Here is a 16918-nt window from a genome sequence, read left to right on the forward strand (position 1 = left end):
CCACACTGAGCAAGCACAAATGATTACGGCGCTTTTGACGTCAGAACAACTTTTCAGCGAAAATAGCGGCAATTAGTATCAATCATTGCAATCGTTCCTTAGATCGGTATAAATGGAACGATTATACAGAGCAACTTCAACCTCATAGTGACCACTCACTTAGAGCAGGATTTTAGCACCGGATAAGCTGCCCATCACACTGCCAATATCCGTGGCGGTAGCGGCAATCAACTTGGTTTACTGCAGCTTTCTAGCTGGCGCTTAAAGAGATAAACCTCATTACCTCAGGTTTTCTCTTACTCACTTGAGTAAGTGCTTACCATGTTTTAAGCCTGCTGGAGCCAGATTCGCAAGAAGTTTGAGCATTCTTGCCAGGGTAAAAAGGACAAAAAAATGGCTTGCCTACAGCACCCAGATAGGGAACAACCAGTATATTTAATGGCCCACCACACTATTGGTCGCCGCCAGGGCGCAGTGGACACCCGTATCACCAGTGCTGAGATTTCCGGTATTCACTCGGCAATCCAATGGACCGGCACCCATTGGAATATTCGTGATCTCAGCCGCAACGGAACCTGGCTCAACGGCCAACAACTGGTTCCCGCCAAGAGCTATCCACTACAGACAGGTGACAAGATTTGTTTCGGCCGGGCTGACAACCCAGCCTGGATTATCGAGAATCTTGATGCGCCAGAGAATCTACTCATTGACCTGCAAACCGGGGAAGCACAACCTCTTGAGCAATACCACTTGCTCCCTGATGAGAGTGAACCATTGGCAAGCTTACACTTCAGTCCCGTAACTGCGCAGTGGCAATATGAGTTCACTGGCAATTCCGCTGAAGTCGGCAACAAGAAGCTAGTGAACCATGGCGACCGCATCGACTGCGGCCTTAACAGCTGGCAGTTATTTCTGGCAGATAATCAAGGCGCCACCAAGGAGCTATCCCTACAACAGCTGTCGATCACCGACTTCGGCCTGCGCTTCTCAGTCAGCTCTCACGAAGAGCATGTTCAGCTACAGCTGCAGCGAGAGGGAATGAAGCAATCCCTGCCTGCACGGATCCACAATTATCTGCTGTTATACCTTGCCCGAGCACGCTTCAGGGACATGCAAAACGGCCTAGATATGGATTCGCAGGGCTGGGTCTCGATCCAAGTAGCTACCCACGAGCTGGGTATTACTGTCAATCATCTAAACACCCAGATCTTCCGTGCACGCAAACAGATTTCCGAATCCCTGCCGGACGCAGTTGATACTTCAAACCTGGTTGAACGCCGCTCTTGGGAGATCCGTATTGGCTGCCACCAGTTTGAGATATATAAAGGTACCCAACTGGAAGCAAAGGCTGATTTACAGGAGGCATAACTTGATGCTTACGAGGATAGTTAGGACCAACTATCCTCTCCATCATTAATAATCAGGAACATCCTTGCAAAAGCACCCTTACTCCTGGCAAATCTATAATATCAATTTAACATCTCTAGCTTCCAGACTTTAGGCTGCTCAATACCGGAAAGCATAAAAGCTATCCAGTTTCTACTGTCGAACTCCAAGTCCATTACCAATGTACCCACACCAAATAGAGGCTAGCAAGCCTAATAGTTGATACTTTGTCTTAATCCATTAGAAGCCAACTTACAGCCTTTCAAACCAAAAGATATGGAATAACGTGAACCATTTCCTTCAGAAAGGGGGTAGATAGCTTCACGAAAATGTTCTATCAGGTAGAATGGCTCATCCATCCGAGAAGAACTAGATACAATGGACGTAGTTGCGCTGGAGAAAACTAACGAATACCAAGGCCGTTACAGGGTTGAGCGCACCCTAGGGGCTGGAGGTATGGGGGTTGTTTACCTCGCTGAAGATATCAAACTCGGACGCAAAGTCGCTATCAAGCAGTTGCGCTCAGATATGACAGGTAATTCAGCTGAAGCTCGTTTTCGTAGTGAGGCACAATTATTAGCCAAGCTTAATCACCCAAATATTGTACGTTTGTACGATGTTATTGAGGAAGAACATAAAATAGCTCTTGTCATGGAGCTGGTTGAAGGGGTCACTCTCAAGGAGTGGATGCGCGAACACACCCCCACACTGGCAGAAAAGCTTGAGTTACTAATGCAAGTATCTCTCGGGCTTGATAGGGCACATAGCCTCGGTATTATTCATCGAGATCTCAAACCAGAGAATATACTAGTCACTATTGATGGCGTTGCCAAAATAACTGATTTTGGCATCGCCAAAACTCTCGACTGCGACCAGCAACTGACCAGGGAAGATCATATTGCAGGCAGTGTGCAAGCTATGTCCCCTGAGCAGCTACAAGGAATTCCTCTGGATGCACGTAGCGATTTATTTAGCTTAGGTAGTATTGCTTATGAGTTACTCTGCGGTTGTAAACCTTTTGAACGAGGTAGTATGAGCGCATTGGCTTTCGCTCAGCAAATCACAACCAAACCCCATATACCACCTCAACAAGCTTGGCCTGGTATCCCGAAAACTCTTGGCGCACTTTTGGATAGACTTCTTGGAAAGCGTCCAGATCTGCGACCAGATTCTGCACAACAAGTCTATGAAGCCCTGGAAATAATTTGCAAATACGGCATTGATGCCAATACTAAACAATACTCTGAAACCGTCACTCAACTACTAATCAAACCACGTAAAAAGCATGGCCGTATTATTGCTGCCTTAATGGGATTAGGACTATTGACGATGTCTAGTCTTTGGGGGTGGTATTACTATTCGCAGCTGCCTCCTCAGTATATTGCCGTTTTGCCTGTGAATTTAAATGGTGATATCCATGGCAAGAAAGACTCTGATATGCTACTGAAGGCAATGGTTCGGCAAGCCTTAATGAGTTCCGCTACTCAGCTTAAATCTAGCGCCATAGTTAGTTTTACTCCGGAAGAAAACACTAATCAAGAACAACAACTAGAAGATTTACACAATCGAGGGGTGACAACCGCATTAGCAGCTCAGCTTAACTGTCTTCAACTACGCTGCAATATTGAAATACAAAGAATAAGTACGGCCGATGCAGAAATTCAAAAACAAATTAGCTTTGTTTTCCTAAGCGACAAGCATCAAGAGGCTCAATACACTATTGGTAATAGCACCCTAGAGCTATTCCCAGCCAGCTATAGGAAAAATTTAAACCGTGAAGTGAAAATGGAGTCCGATGACTACAAGCACTACCTATCAATTCTTTCTAAAGATACCTCCAATATAGCTATTACAAAACTTGATCTAGAAATAGTTGAAAACCTTATTGGAAAATATCCTCAAAACACCAATCTATATGCACTATATGCTAGGCTGGCTTCTCGCATGCATAGCATTAATAATGACAGCAAGTTCCTCACGACAGCTTTAGGTATTATTGCTAGTGCAGAGGGATCAGGGGCCGAAGAAACAGCCCTGCTTGAAGCGAAACTACTGATTAAAGCTTCTGGAACAGACAAGAAAGGTTTTGAGGCCACGCTTAAGAAGCTTCAGGCTAAAGGCCATCCATCTGCCCACTTACTAGTCCAGTTTGCACGTTTTCAATATACACAGGGCAATTACGATCAAGGACTAATTTATGCAAAAGAGGCTGCAGCTATGTCTCCGTCAGCCCGCAATCTCTATTTTGTTGCTATCAATCAGTTAGCAATAGGTGACTACGAATCCACAAGAAAAACAACAGTAAAATTAATTGAAAATTATCCCGGTTACTGGCCTGCTTACGCAATTCTTGGAGTGATAGAGTTGGAAACTGGTAATTTAACTCTCGCAGAAAAAGCGATCACTTCAATACCAGAAGATATGCGTTCATGGAGAACTCAATCCAACTTAGGAATTATTTTCTTTTTACAAAAAAAATACTCTGAAGCACTAAAAGTATATCTTAGAATATTAGAAATTTCCCCCAACAATATTCAAATGCATGGTCAAGTTGCTGAAACCTATCTGATGCTAAATGACCGAAAAAATGCAGAAAATAATTTTGATCAAGTGTTACAGCTAACTCTTAATAGCACTGAATTGAGGGCTAGGCGGTGGAGAGCTGAAGCGCTAGCAAACTTGGGGAAAACCTCAGATGCAATAGCTCTAATTAAAGAGCTACTACGTGAGTCTCCTGACGACACTTATGTCAAGTACTCAGCCGCTCAAGTGTATGCTCTTGCGGGAGAGTGGCAATCTGCGGGCTACCACTTAAATGAGCTATTAGCTCTAGGAATGAGTAAAGAGTGGTTCTCATTACATGCATTCAAAGAGCTATGCTCTCAATCTCAAGAATTCAAAGATTCTATTTGCCTGTACCACTAGGAGGATAAGGATCAACCCCAGCTTCAGGATCCCCGGAAACAAAATGCATGCCAGTCTCTGAGTCAACACACATCCATAAAAAGTTAAACCGATCAGGAATTTGCTCTCTATCCCTGATCTTGATAATCAGTGTTGTGTAATCCCCATCCGCTTCCTTGGCACGAGCACGGAACTGGTGACGGAAATCCGGGCTCAATGCAATAATGCCATCGAGTTTATGATTTTGCTTGTAACGAACAAATTCTAACTCTCGTCCAGGCACTTCCGTAAGATCCAGAGAAATCCTTAGGGTAACTACACCCCCCTTATGAATCTTAAAGAGCATATTCCCAAAGTGTTCTTCCGGGTTAGCTGCATTGTAAAGAGGCCAATACTGAGGCTCGCCATCCTTCTGCTCTCTGGGCCGTAAAACCAGATCCAGCTTTAACCCTTCTTTAGGTACCTCGCACTCCAGTACGGGTAAGTCGGCACAAGCGACCATTATTCATCCCTCTCGTAAGAATTTGTTATTTGGTGTCACCAAAAGACGTTTTATCTCATGTAAACTACGTCTGTGACCGCGCAATCATAACCGGTACCGGTTTAAAAAAAAGCCGGCAGTACTGATACTACCGGCCCGGAATGATGGTCCCAACCATCGACGGTTACAACAACACTATCAAGAGCAAAATTTGGCATCCGTGCCCCGGGCAAGCTCATCCAAAAGTTCCGACTAAGACTCTGCACCTGTCGGTTCCAGCTCGACCGTTCAGCTTGCGCTGAATCCTTTTAATCCCACGCTTGCGAAAACGTGAGAAAACCAAATCCATCCGAAGTTATGTTGCGGGGGCTGCCGATCCATGGCAGGGGAACTGCTTAACAATCTCCCGCCCCCCTCAACTGGAACCTACTTTACGGATTTGAGAATTACAGGTCTATCACGCCCAATTACAGAAAATTACGCGCCAAATGTTTTATACGTCGGCATAGGCTGTTAGAGTCGCGATATAACAAAAAGCATCGCTTAGTGAGGATACGATGGAAGCGAATCTCGAAGATGTAAAAATTCTCTCTCCCCGCCGCAACAGTACTGAAGCCACAAATATTGAGGAGTTGGCGCGTGAACAATTACAGCATTTCTGCATCGATTCAGACTCAGAGCACGGCCAATTACTGGAGCAAACTGCAGCACTGCTATATCAGGCCCAGGGGAATCTGAACCAACTGTGGAGCCAGGTTACAGACACCCTGCAGCGCTTGGATCGCTCAGATAAAATTGCTTATTTCAATGCCAAGCGCTTTATGAGTTTCCAACTGGCAAAACTGCTGGATACTCTACAAAACCCATTGCGGGCTAGCTTTCAAAGTCTGCAGGGAGACGATTTCAATATCACCACACGTGGTGGTTATCCACTATTCGACAATATTCCAGCGATTTTTTCCGCAACCCCGGTGATCGCACGCACTGCCACCTACATCTATGCCTGTACCGAGTGGGTAGATGACGCCTTTCGCGGCCGCGAACCCAGCCACGACATTTACTCACGCCTGCTCAACCCGACTTCTATCTCCCTCGCCAATGCCATTGTGGACCTAGAGTGCGGTCCTGCAGCAAACGAATATATGGCCTGGAACTTTAACTCTGGCATGGCAGCCATTGATGCACTGCTTTCCAACCAGCTGCGCCGCGACGATATATTGATTGTCTCGCGTAATATCTACGGCGGCGTACACCAGCTGCTTCAAGATTTTTACGCTCGAAAAGACAAGCTAGCAATCCAGCTGGTTTGGTTTGATGGCACTAGCGGAGAGGATTTTAAAAAGCTTTTAAATGAGACCCAGCAGAATTATGCCGATAATCTTGCTAGGGGGGCGAAGATCCACACCTATATCGAATCACCCTGTAATCCACACGGTATCATGTTGGATGTACCGGGTATCTGTAAGATGGCACATCGGGAAAATATCCTCGTAAGCCTGGATGCCACCTTGGCTACCCCCTTTCTGTATCAACCATTACGCCGGGAGGACCGTGAGGAGCGCCCGGATTTTGTTGTGCACTCCTATACCAAGGATATTGGCGGCACCGGCGCTGCAACAGCTGGCGTGGTTATTGGGGAAAATCACCGCATGTTTATTCCCAAGGGGGATAGTGCCAAAGGGCTCAACTGGGACCAGTGCATGTTCTGGGATGTATATTATATTAAAGGCGCTTTCCTGGATGCGGATAAGGCATGGGAAGTGCACTGCGGCATGCGTACCCTGGAAATGCGTATGCTTACCAAATGTATCAATACATTGAGCCTTAGCCATTTCTTTGCCAGCCACAATAAAATCCGCGTGAATAGCCACGCGGTAGAGAGTCACCCGAATTCAAAAATGCGCGAGTCATTAATGCGCTATGAGTTCCCAACACCGTTGTTCAGTATTGATATGGAGGCGGCACAGATTCCCACCGCGGCCTTCAAGAGCTTCTTTGATGCATTGGAACCGGCCTTTGGGCAAATGGTGAGCCTGGGGCAAACCAATACCATGGTACTCTGCCCTGCACTTACCTCTCATTCGGAGCTCTCTCCTGAAGCGATGGAAGCAGCAGGCATATTCCCAACCACCATCCGTATTTCAGTGGGGGATGAAAATATGGCACAGCTCGCAGCCCACGTGATTAATTGCGCACGTCTACATCTGGACCCTGTGAGTCCAGGGTTCAGTGACGGCTTTATCTCTCCGGAGGAGGCCGATGCACTCTTTACTCACTTCTATATGCAATCCCACCAGAAGGTAGTGGAAGCACAACCGAAAATTGCCGATTACCTGTAAAGGAAATTGATTTAAGGGAATGAATGAAAGTGGCGCAGCCGGTAACTACCGTTGCGCCGCGCTTGTTGCACTACCCTATATCCCGTAGTATCACTATTTCTGTCCATAATTTAATCAAACAAAAATGCCGAAAATTTCCGCATGCCTTCTGGCCTGGGTACTTTGTTGCCTTTCTGCAATGGTGCTGGCCCAGGGATACGAGCAGCTTTACAGCGACTACCGCGGCAGCCTCTACCAGATTCGCCTGATCGAAAAATCCTCCAACTCCAAAGCCGGTCTCGGTTCCGGGTTCCAAATCTCAGCTGATGGGTTACTTGCCACCAATTACCATGTAGTCGCTCAGGCCGTCAGTGATCCTGAAAAATACACTCTGGAGTATCTATCCACTGACGGCACTAAAGGCACTCTGGAGTTGCTGGATATAGATGTAGTGAACGATCTGGCCCTACTGCGCCAGGACAATCCAGGTAAGGAGTATCTTCAACTTGCCACCGACACCCCCAAGAAGGGTGAAACCATTGTTTCACTCGGCAACCCTTTGGATCTGGGTATGACACTGATTCCAGGCACCTACAATGGTATTGCCGGCGGCAGTTTTTATGATCGTATCCACTTCGCCGGTTCCATCAACCCAGGAATGAGTGGCGGCCCAGCAATCAATACCCGAGGCCAAGTGGTAGGTATTAATGTCGCCACTGCTGGAAATCAAGTGAGCTTCCTGGTACCAGTAGATAAGCTATCCACGCTAGTAGAGCACTACCATCAGCGCGACGAAGCCCTGGACTTAAAGGCTGTGACGTACCAGCAGCTTGTCGACAACCAGCAGCGAATTATCAACTCCATCCTGCAGGCCGACTGGAAACGCCGTTCACTTGGTGAAGCAAAGGTAGTTGGGGAAATCGTGCCGGCCATTAAGTGCTGGGGCAATACGCAGGATGATGACGATAGCCCTATAAAGCGCATCGACAAGGGCTGCACTGGGCAAGATGTTATTTTCCTTTCTGACGAGTTCAATACCGGCAGAGTGGAGTATGAATTTTTCTGGCTGGAGGCCGACAACTTGCTGCCTGCACGCTTTTACGCAGAATATGAACAACAAATGAGCACGTTTTATCCTGGCAACAGCGCTGGCGAAGAAGACGTAACTAATTTCCACTGTCGCCAGGGCTTTACTTCGCAACCGCGTACTGGCAATGGCCCGGTATCAAAACCAGACCGCAGTAAAAAACCACTGATTGCGCGTACCAGTTATTGCGTAAGACGTTATAAAGATTTTCCCAATTTATATGACATCTTCTTTCTGAGCCTCAGTGTGGACCAGAAAAACCGTGCACTGGTGAGCCACTTTACCCTCTCTGGTTTTACCCAGGAGTCCGCCGACGCCTTTACCGAGAAGTTCACGAGCGAGATCCAATGGCACTGATTATTGAAGAACTCAACCGTGCCCATCGGGTACAAATGCGTTACTGCATGGATGGGGAAAAATTCACTCTGGGTCGCGCTTTCAGCAACGATGCTATCCTAGAAGATATTCACGCCGATGGCCGCCACGCTGAAATACGCCATGAAGAAGACGGCAGCTACGTTCTGCATGACCTTAATTCAGTTAATGGCAGCCAGCTATTAGGTAACCTGCAGGACAAGTCGGTCAAGCCTGGAGAAATCTCCTCACATCAGATTACCTCTGGGGATATAGTGCAATGTGGCAAATCCCGGCTGCGCCTGTTCTACTCTGATGATGCTGTGCCAGCAGCTACCCCACTGCACTCTCTGGAAAGTTTGTTTTCAGGCCTATCCCGCCCCTTGAACGCCATATTGCTAGTATTGGCTGTGGCCTGCTCCACTGTGCTACTCAGTTACCTCAACTATGCACGTAGCTATGAATGGACACTTGCCATCAATATATTGGCAAGTGCTACCATCGGCCTGGTGATTTATGCCGGTGCATGGGCTTTCATTGGCAGAGTGGTAAAACATGAAACCCACTTCTTTGCCCACCTGTCTATCGCCGCTATAGGCGCCCTAAGCTATACCGTTTGGGAGTGGTTCAGTGGGGTGTTGAACTACAACTTCGCTATCGGCGATATGATGGAGGCTCTCGACTTCCTCGTGCTCGCGATCATTCTGCCAGCCATGCTCTGGTGTGCCTGCTACCTGGCCACCAATCTTGGACGCGGCTGGCGTTGGGCTGTATCGATGGTATTACCCATCGGCTTTTTAGGACTCAGCCTGGTTGAAAGCCTCAGCAAGCTCAATGACTTCAGTGAGGCACCGGAGATTTCCACCGAACTCAAGTACGATAATATGCTGCTACGTAAACCGGTGCCGATGCAGGATTTTATCGCCGGCTCAACAGCACTATTTGATATTCCCATCGAGAAAGAAGAGTCGGAACCGGGGAACATGGACAGCTCTACCGCAGAAGACACAAGCAGCAACGCGGAGGTTGGGCAATGAACAAGTCATTTTGGAGCCCTGGACTGGAGCAACTGGAACCTTATACTCCAGGCGAACAAGCCAATAGTAAAAACCTGGTCAAGCTCAATACTAATGAGAACCCTTACCCTGCCTCGCCGGGGGCGCTCTCACTATTAGCACAAGGCGATTTCGCTGATGCTCTGCGTCGATACCCGGATCCAGAATCCCTTGAGTTACGCGAAGCTATTGCGGAGCGCTACGATCTCAATAGCAATCAAATATTTGTAGGCAATGGCTCAGATGAAGTCCTTGCGCTGAGTTTCTACAGTTTTTTCCGTCGCAGCGACCCTCTGCTATTCCCCGATATCACCTACAGCTTTTATCCGGTGTACTGCCAGCTTTTTGATATAGAACCTAAAACCATCCCTCTACGCGAGGATTTCACCCTTGCTGTAGAGGACTATGCCGGTAATGCCGGGGGTATCATTATTCCCAACCCCAACGCACCAACTGGCCGCTACTTACCACTCGATCAAATCAAAGAGTTATTGCGCCTGCATTCAGAACGGGTAGTAATTATTGACGAAGCCTATATCGATTTTGGCGGAGAAAGTGCCACCCAGTTGATTGATCAATACCCTAATTTATTGGTGATCCACACCCTATCCAAGTCCTATGCCTTGGCCGGCCTGCGCCTCGGTTTTGCAATGGGACAGGAACATTTGATTGAGGGATTGCTTCGCGCCAAGAACTCCTTTAACTCTTATCCAATAGACTCCATTGCCCAACAGGTTGCAACCGCCGCAATACGCGATCGCGCCTGGCATGCAGATAACTGCGGCAAGGTCATCGCTACGCGCCAGCGTAGTGGGGCAGCCTTACAGGAGCTGGGCTTCCAGGTCGTGCCTTCCAAGGCAAATTTCATTCTGGCGAAGCCACCGGAGCCAGGGGCTGAAGCCCTATACCTGGCACTGCGTGAGCGGAATATCCTGGTGCGCTACTTCAACAAGCCCCGTATCAGTGATTACCTGAGAATTTCCATTGGCACAGATGATGAAATGGACCAGCTTATACGGAACTGCAAAGAGATACTTGCGTCACAGAGCTAGCAGGCAACCTGTCTATACTCGTCGGGTCCGCTTAACTGCGATCCGACTACAGTGACTTACCGGTAACATGGGAACTATGTACTTTCCATCAACGTCCCCCTCCATCAAACACCCCAGGTTGATTGCCCGCGCCCTGGCCATTACCTCAATCGTTCTCAGCAGCATCGCCCAGGCCAACCCCTGGGAATATACTGAAAAGCCCAGCGCTCAGGCGGCCTCCAGCATTGGCACCTACACCAATGGCTGCCTTGCGGGGGGAGAAACCCTGCCCTTGCGCGGTGAGGGTTATCAACTGGTGCGCACAGGCCGCGAACGCCATTTTGCGCACCCGGATACTATCGCCTTCCTAAAAGACTTTTCGCAAAGTGTGGCACAGAATGATCTGGGCAGAATCCAGATTGGCGATATGTCCATGGCCCGCGGCGGCCCCTTTGGCAGCGGTGGGCATAGCAGCCACCAAACCGGCCTGGATGTGGATATCTGGTACTCCCAGGATCGGCGTGCTGCCAAGCGACCACTCACGCAGTGGGAGCGCGATAATATCTCCGCTATTCCTCTGGCAGATGCAAAAAAACATCGCCTTATTGACGAAAACTGGGATGAGCGAGTCCCCAAAATCCTGCGTATGGCAGCAGAAGACCAGAGGGTGGAACGTATCTTTGTACATCCCACAATCAAGCGCCAGTTGTGTGAAGTTGTGGGCAGGGATAACGAATGGCTCCGCAAAGTGCGCCCCTGGTGGGGACATAACTATCACTTCCATGTACGCTTGGCTTGCCCCGAGGGAAGCAGCGATTGCAAACCCCAGGCACCGGTGCGAACAGATCCCTGTGGCAACGACCTGGACTGGTGGTTTAGCGAGGAATTCTACGCAATACTAAACGGCACCAAGCCCCAACCGACAAAGCCCAAACCTAAGACGATGCCGCAGCAATGCCAGCAGGTACTATTGGCACCCCCTGCCGGCACCACGACGGAATAAATCTATGATCAACACTTTGCTTATCTGTGGCGGTGGCGGCAGCGAGCACGAAGTGTCCCTGCGTACCGCGGATTTTATTGAAGCGCAGCTGACACAAGCCGAAGATATTGCCCTGAAGCGGGTGGAAATGGATGCAAGTGGCTGCCTCACCGATAAACAGGGCCGGGTTTACCATATCTTTTACGACCGCAAGATTCGTGATGAAGAGGGCAATGCCTGGAACGTCGATTACGTTATTCCCTCCATCCACGGTTACCCCGGTGAGACAGGCGACCTGCAATCCCAGCTGGATATGTTTGGTATCCCCTACTTCGGGTCCGCACCTGAAGCCAGCAAAATTTGCTTTAACAAAATCAAAACCAAGATGTGGCTGAGTGCGCTGGGAATAGACAACACACCCTATCTTTTTTTGCACAGCATGGAAGCTGAGGAGCTGAATAAAGCTCACGCAGCGCTGGAGGAGTGGGAGGCGATATTTGTAAAGGCCTCCAACCAGGGTTCCTCAGTAGGTTGCTTCAAAATTACTCGCAAGGAAGAATTAGTAAGCGCAATTGAAGAAGCCTTTACTCTCTCCCCCTATGTTTTGATAGAAAAAGCCTTGAATGCGCGTGAACTGGAAGTGGCGGTCTATACCTTTGAGCAAGAACTAATCGCCACTCGTCCCGGCGAAGTACGCGCTCCATCAGATACTTTTTACACTTATAAAGAAAAATATGCTGCTGGCAGCCGCGCTGAAACTTTTATTGAAGCGGAGGGACTGAGCGAAGAACAACTGGAATGGATTCGAGAAGTTTCGATGCGTACTTTTAAAGCCTTAAAGCTAAAAGATTTGTCCCGTATCGACTTTTTCCTGACCGATAATAACGAGCTTTACCTCAATGAGGTAAACACTTTTCCAGGTATGACACCCAACTCCATGTTCCCAAAAATGATGGAGAACTATGGCCACGATTTTACCGAATACCTGACAGGCCTGATTCGTGCTGCAGTATCTGAATCGATACAGGATCGGTAGTTAGAAAATAGTTATTAACCGTTCGAAATCTGAAAAACCAAAAGGGGCAATAGGCCCCTTTTTATATCTGACATTTATTTTACTTTTCCAATCTATCTGCCAATCAGAGGTGTAACCATCCCTGCTGCCTGCGCCGAGAGAACTGACCACGCAAGAATTCCATTTGGTCACCTCGAATACGCTCACTGTTAATTAGCGCCAGGTATTCCGCCGCATTTGGGCAAAATGGCAATGCCAATAATTCCATATCAATGTCTTCCAACAAATGACTTCCTTTGTGCTGATTACAACGCCTGCAAGCTGTTACCACATTTTCCCAGGAATCCAAGCCTCCTTTGGATACAGGCATAACATGATCACGGGTCAGATCGATAGATTTAAAGGGCACGCCACAGTACAGGCAGGTGTGAGCATCACGAAAAAATAGCGCCCGGTTTGTCAGTGGAGGTCGGATGCGCGGGCGCGCCATTCTGGCACCACCACAGGCAATGATTGCCGCCAGATCCAATGTGGAACGCTTACCGCTACGATTGAAACCACCACGTACCCGCTGCACAATCCCCCCGAGTGACCATGTGACCAAATCCCGCACATACAGGCAGGAAGCCTCCTGCCATGTAAGCCATTCCAGTGGCTGCCCTGCCAAATTCAGGCGTAAAATTCTTGCTTGCATGACCTCGCCTCCCCGCAGTCAAACGGAAAAACCCGACTCGTACCGAAAGTCATCACAGCCAGCAGGCTAAATAATTTTAAAAATTGGCTGTTTGTATACAGGCAACCTTGATAGGCCGGATAGAAAGGTTTGGGATGGGATTCAATCTGTAAGAGAGATTTCAGTGTTGAAAAAATAAAAACTATGACAGGAAAAGTGCAATAACCTGCAAATAATTTCACCGACAAGAAAACAGCACCCCAACAACTCGATGATGTCTGGGGCAAAATGGGCACTGCTGAAAGTAGATTACTGAATGCGCCACCCTCCGCCAGCCCGAGCAATTTTGGCCGGCCTATCATTATTAAAGCGGATAAATATTACAAATTCCAGACAGCTGAAGCCACCATCAAGAGTAAACTCACTCTCTTAAACCGTCCGAGGAGTGGAACAGAAAAACATTAATAGATTTTATTTAAATAAAAATGTGAGGAAGTTTGGGCACAATAATTAAAACACCGCCCAGGCAATCCGGCCCGGGCGGTGCGTCTCACAGGATGGTGCCCATATCCTTAGGGCGAGCGGCGCAATCCATTTATCCTTTGCCGCAGAGGTGCAGTCCCTTTTGCGTCCCTGCCAGTTAATTATGGACATCAAGCGAGAAAAAAGTAGGGGTAATCTGCTGAAATTTGTGTAAGACATATCTCACAAAGTGAAATATTTCCTTCACAAAGGAGGGGGAGACCCTGTAGACACGCTGTGGTAAAACAAGGGTAATTAGGTGAGCGCGGCCACTATAAACACCTTTATTTCAAGTGCAATCCAATTAGGGAAAATAACGTTGAAATATACGCTAATTTTTTTGCTTATCTTTACCACTGTAGTTTCAGGCGCCTTATCCGCAGTTGCTTCAGGAATAAGTGTTCCTTGGCGCCAACTTTTTGGTGGCATTAAAACTACCGAGCAGCAGGTTTTAAGTGGGCTCTCAAACGCTCAGGGATACAATCTTCAACTATTTGCCGACGATGTTCCCGGGGCACGCTGGCTGGTGATCACCCGCTCAGGCGACATCCTCGTCTCGCAGCCAAAAAAGGGACAGGTATCTCTGCTATCCCCAGACCGTAACGGCGACGGACAAGCGGATGCCCAGCGGGTATTAATCGATAACTTAAACCGGCCCCACGGTCTAGCTCTACATGAAAACTGGCTTTATATCGCAGAGAGCGATGCCGTTGGGCGGGTTCCACTCGATCATTCCGATGGGCGCCTTGCTGGAAGTTACCAAAGGATTATCGAAAACCTGGAGGACAGCGGTCACTGGACCAAAACCATTGAAATGGGTCCAGACGGCTGGCTTTATCTGAGCAGCGGTTCCAGCTGCAACGTCTGCATCGAGAAAGACCCACGGCGCGCCACGATAATGCGTATGCGGCCAGATGGCAGTGACTTCAAAATCCTTGCCACTGGACTTCGCAATAGCGTTGGATTCGACTGGTCCCCAAAAGATGGCGGTTTATATGCCACAGACAATGGCCGCGACTGGCTCGGCGACGACCTCCCACCCGATGAGCTCAACCTAATTCGGCCAGACAAGTTCTATGGCTGGCCCTATGCCTATGGAGACCGGATACCCGACCCAGATTTCATTGGTGATGAAAACCCGACAGTAAAAGAGATGATCGCATCCTCAGTTCCTCCGGTACACGAATTTGCCGCACACAATGCGCCGTTGGGTATTCGCTTCCTGCGCAGCCCGGAGCAATCGGAAGACTACCGGGGGGCAGCTCTCGTAGCCCTGCACGGCTCTTGGAATCGCAGCGTCAAAGACGGTTACAAAGTGGTATCCCTACACTGGGATGAAAGTGGGGATATCACCCAGCGGGATTTCCTTTGGGGGTTTCTCAGTGACGATCGCAAAGAAGTTTCTGGTCGACCAGTGGCCATTGCTGAAGATAGCCAGGGCTCAATTTATATTACCGACGACTACGCCGGGGCGATTTACCACCTGTCTCCCGGTAGCACGCTAAAAGCCTCGGCCCCCTATCCTCTCAAGGTCACTAATAATACTCCCAGAAAACCACCTACAATAGACTCCGACGCCGCTCGCGAAGGCAAAGCCCTCTACCAGGATCATGACTGCGCTCATTGCCACCAACAACAAGTGCTCTTGAAAGAGCTGAGCAAAAAATACACTTTGGAGACACTTGCCAGTTATTTCGATGCACCGACACCTCCTATGCCTAGATACAACTTTACGGATCAGCAGAAAAAAGCACTGGCCCATTACCTGTTATCTCTCGAGGCCCTGAGATAGCTCATCTACTGGGAAGCGAGTGCACTCTAATTGACCCTTGTCGCGCCAGCGGCTAAGGTTGCCTCGGAATTAAGAGGCGATGCTATGGCGGCAAAGAAAAAATCAGCAACTTTTGAAGAAAGCCTGGAGGCCCTGGAAGAATTGGTGGAACGCCTTGAGGCCGGAGACCTGCCTCTTGAAGAGGCCCTGGCTGACTTCGAACGTGGAGTAAAGCTCACCCGTGAGTGCCAGAAAAAACTGGCCAGCGCCGAGCAGAAGGTCAAACTGCTGATGGAAGAGAGCGGTAATATTCGCGAGCTACCATTCGATACCGATGATTCCGCGGATGATGCCTGAGTGAGTAGTAAAACCGCACCCGTAACACTGCGGGCCTTTCTCCATGATGCAGCCACAAGGGTTGAAGCACGAATCAAGGAAGTCCTCAAGCAACCTGCCCCCAATGCCGAAAAACTCTTTGAGGCTATGCGCTATGCCGCATTGGGCCCAGGCAAACGCCTGCGTCCGGCCCTGGTATATGCCAGTGCCAAAGTCTTTTATGGAGTAGATTTTGATCCAGCTAAATGTGATGCAACCGCGGCGGCCCTAGAGTGTATTCACGCCTACTCCCTGGTCCACGATGACCTACCAGCAATGGATGACGACGATCTGCGCCGGGGCCGCCCTACCTGTCATATCGCCTTTGACGAAGCCACAGCAATCCTTGCCGGCGATGCACTTCAAACCCAAGCATTTGAACTGCTACTGGCAGATAACACTGAGCCTGCACTCAAGTTACAACTTTTACAGGAGCTGACGACAGCGTCTGGCAGCCGGGGAATGGTTGCGGGCCAGGCTATCGACCTGGACTCTGTAAACAAAACCCTTACTCTGGAACAACTGGAGCCTATGCATCGCCTGAAAACTGGCATGCTGATCTGCGCCAGTGCACGAATGGGTGCTCTACTCGGTGGCGCCAACAGTGTCCAGCTACAAACTATTAGTCACTATGCGCAAGCTATTGGCCTGGCTTTCCAGGTACAGGACGATATCCTCGATATCACTGCAGATACTGAGGTTTTAGGTAAGCCCCAGGGTGCAGACGCGCTGCTGAACAAACCTACTTATGTCTCCCTTCTTGGCGTAGATGGCGCTCGGGAGAAGTTGCAGGGACTGCACAACCAGGCCCTTGATGCCCTGGTTACACTGCCTGGCGATACCTCATTACTGCGAGAGCTCGCTGATTATATCGTCCAGCGCAGCCACTAGAGTGGGGCGTCCGTCTCCCTTTGGGATGCAATATGCCTGTCACGGGCATACAATCCCCCTCACTATCATTATC

General features: G+C 48.9%; 13 protein-coding genes. 11 read left to right on the plus strand and 2 right to left on the minus strand.

What is annotated here, in order from left to right; all coding sequences use genetic code 11:
- Positions 1–393: 393 nt before the first annotated feature.
- Both ACJJJB_RS16000 and ACJJJB_RS16005 read left to right on the plus strand, forming a co-directional pair.
- Positions 394–1368: an FHA domain-containing protein gene (locus tag ACJJJB_RS16000; protein WP_282952431.1), complete on the plus strand. Its 975-nt coding sequence runs from the start codon at positions 394–396 to the stop codon at positions 1366–1368.
- 396 nt (positions 1369–1764) lie between these two features.
- Positions 1765–4311 (plus strand): serine/threonine-protein kinase, encoded by a 2547-nt coding sequence (locus ACJJJB_RS16005; RefSeq protein WP_282952430.1) that lies wholly within the window; start codon positions 1765–1767, stop codon positions 4309–4311.
- On the opposite strand, the gene ACJJJB_RS16010 is transcribed toward ACJJJB_RS16005, so the two are convergent.
- The gene (locus tag ACJJJB_RS16010) at positions 4292–4792 is read right to left on the minus strand and encodes a hypothetical protein (protein ID WP_282952429.1); all 501 of its coding nucleotides are present in this window, start codon (positions 4790–4792) and stop codon (positions 4292–4294) included. The genes ACJJJB_RS16005 and ACJJJB_RS16010 overlap by 20 nt on opposite strands.
- Before the next feature lie 536 nt (positions 4793–5328).
- Between ACJJJB_RS16010 and ACJJJB_RS16015 the strand changes: the two genes are divergently transcribed.
- From ACJJJB_RS16015 to ACJJJB_RS16040, 6 genes are all read left to right on the plus strand, one after another.
- Positions 5329–7110 (plus strand): trans-sulfuration enzyme family protein, encoded by a 1782-nt coding sequence (locus ACJJJB_RS16015; RefSeq protein WP_020414532.1) that lies wholly within the window; start codon positions 5329–5331, stop codon positions 7108–7110.
- A 124-nt stretch (positions 7111–7234) separates the two neighbouring features.
- The gene (locus ACJJJB_RS16020) at positions 7235–8533 is read left to right on the plus strand and encodes a S1C family serine protease (RefSeq protein ID WP_282952428.1); all 1299 of its coding nucleotides are present in this window, start codon (positions 7235–7237) and stop codon (positions 8531–8533) included.
- The gene (locus tag ACJJJB_RS16025; RefSeq protein ID WP_020414530.1) at positions 8524–9567 is read left to right on the plus strand and encodes an FHA domain-containing protein; all 1044 of its coding nucleotides are present in this window, start codon (positions 8524–8526) and stop codon (positions 9565–9567) included. The genes ACJJJB_RS16020 and ACJJJB_RS16025 overlap by 10 nt, the downstream gene beginning before the upstream one ends.
- On the plus strand, positions 9564–10637 hold the full coding sequence (gene hisC, locus ACJJJB_RS16030) for a histidinol-phosphate transaminase (protein WP_020414529.1): 1074 nt from the start codon (positions 9564–9566) through the stop codon (positions 10635–10637). The genes ACJJJB_RS16025 and hisC overlap by 4 nt, the downstream gene beginning before the upstream one ends.
- A 76-nt stretch (positions 10638–10713) precedes the next feature.
- Positions 10714–11619, plus strand: coding sequence for a penicillin-insensitive murein endopeptidase (gene mepA / locus ACJJJB_RS16035; protein ID WP_445365146.1), 906 nt, complete (start codon positions 10714–10716; stop codon positions 11617–11619).
- Positions 11620–11623: 4 nt separating this feature from the next.
- Entirely contained in the window at positions 11624–12634 is a 1011-nt protein-coding gene (locus tag ACJJJB_RS16040; RefSeq protein WP_444900959.1) for a D-alanine--D-alanine ligase, read from the plus strand.
- 103 nt (positions 12635–12737) lie between these two features.
- On the opposite strand, the gene ACJJJB_RS16045 is transcribed toward ACJJJB_RS16040, so the two are convergent.
- Positions 12738–13307, minus strand: a complete 570-nt coding sequence (locus ACJJJB_RS16045; protein ID WP_353375656.1) for an HNH endonuclease — start codon at positions 13305–13307, stop codon at positions 12738–12740.
- Between the two features lie 820 nt (positions 13308–14127).
- Between ACJJJB_RS16045 and ACJJJB_RS16050 the strand changes: the two genes are divergently transcribed.
- The 3 genes from ACJJJB_RS16050 to ACJJJB_RS16060 all read left to right on the plus strand — a co-directional run bounded on the left by ACJJJB_RS16050 (position 14128) and on the right by ACJJJB_RS16060 (position 16845).
- Complete coding sequence (locus ACJJJB_RS16050) at positions 14128–15600, plus strand: DUF7133 domain-containing protein (RefSeq protein ID WP_445365147.1); 1473 nt, start codon at positions 14128–14130, stop codon at positions 15598–15600.
- A gap of 84 nt (positions 15601–15684) precedes the next feature.
- Positions 15685–15936 carry an exodeoxyribonuclease VII small subunit gene (locus tag ACJJJB_RS16055; protein ID WP_020414524.1) on the plus strand — a complete coding sequence of 84 codons (252 nt, stop codon included), beginning with the start codon at positions 15685–15687 and terminating at the stop codon, positions 15934–15936.
- The gene (locus ACJJJB_RS16060; RefSeq protein WP_020414523.1) at positions 15937–16845 is read left to right on the plus strand and encodes a polyprenyl synthetase family protein; all 909 of its coding nucleotides are present in this window, start codon (positions 15937–15939) and stop codon (positions 16843–16845) included.
- The last annotated feature ends 73 nt before the right edge of the window (positions 16846–16918 follow it).

Source organism: Microbulbifer variabilis (genome assembly GCF_052468405.1).

What these genes read in the sequence shown, in the direction of transcription:
- ACJJJB_RS16015 (WP_020414532.1), top strand. Translation starts at nt 5,329, where the DNA reads ATGGAAGCGAATCTCGAAGATGTAAAAATTCTCTCTCCCCGCCGCAAC.
- ACJJJB_RS16010 (WP_282952429.1), bottom strand. Translation starts at nt 4,792, where the DNA reads ATGGTCGCTTGTGCCGACTTACCCGTACTGGAGTGCGAGGTACCTAAA.
- ACJJJB_RS16040 (WP_444900959.1), top strand. Translation starts at nt 11,624, where the DNA reads ATGATCAACACTTTGCTTATCTGTGGCGGTGGCGGCAGCGAGCACGAA.
- mepA (WP_445365146.1), top strand. Translation starts at nt 10,714, where the DNA reads ATGTACTTTCCATCAACGTCCCCCTCCATCAAACACCCCAGGTTGATT.
- ACJJJB_RS16055 (WP_020414524.1), top strand. Translation starts at nt 15,685, where the DNA reads ATGGCGGCAAAGAAAAAATCAGCAACTTTTGAAGAAAGCCTGGAGGCC.
- ACJJJB_RS16020 (WP_282952428.1), top strand. Translation starts at nt 7,235, where the DNA reads ATGCCGAAAATTTCCGCATGCCTTCTGGCCTGGGTACTTTGTTGCCTT.
- ACJJJB_RS16000 (WP_282952431.1), top strand. Translation starts at nt 394, where the DNA reads ATGGCTTGCCTACAGCACCCAGATAGGGAACAACCAGTATATTTAATG.
- ACJJJB_RS16025 (WP_020414530.1), top strand. Translation starts at nt 8,524, where the DNA reads ATGGCACTGATTATTGAAGAACTCAACCGTGCCCATCGGGTACAAATG.
- ACJJJB_RS16005 (WP_282952430.1), top strand. Translation starts at nt 1,765, where the DNA reads ATGGACGTAGTTGCGCTGGAGAAAACTAACGAATACCAAGGCCGTTAC.
- ACJJJB_RS16045 (WP_353375656.1), bottom strand. Translation starts at nt 13,307, where the DNA reads ATGCAAGCAAGAATTTTACGCCTGAATTTGGCAGGGCAGCCACTGGAA.
- hisC (WP_020414529.1), top strand. Translation starts at nt 9,564, where the DNA reads ATGAACAAGTCATTTTGGAGCCCTGGACTGGAGCAACTGGAACCTTAT.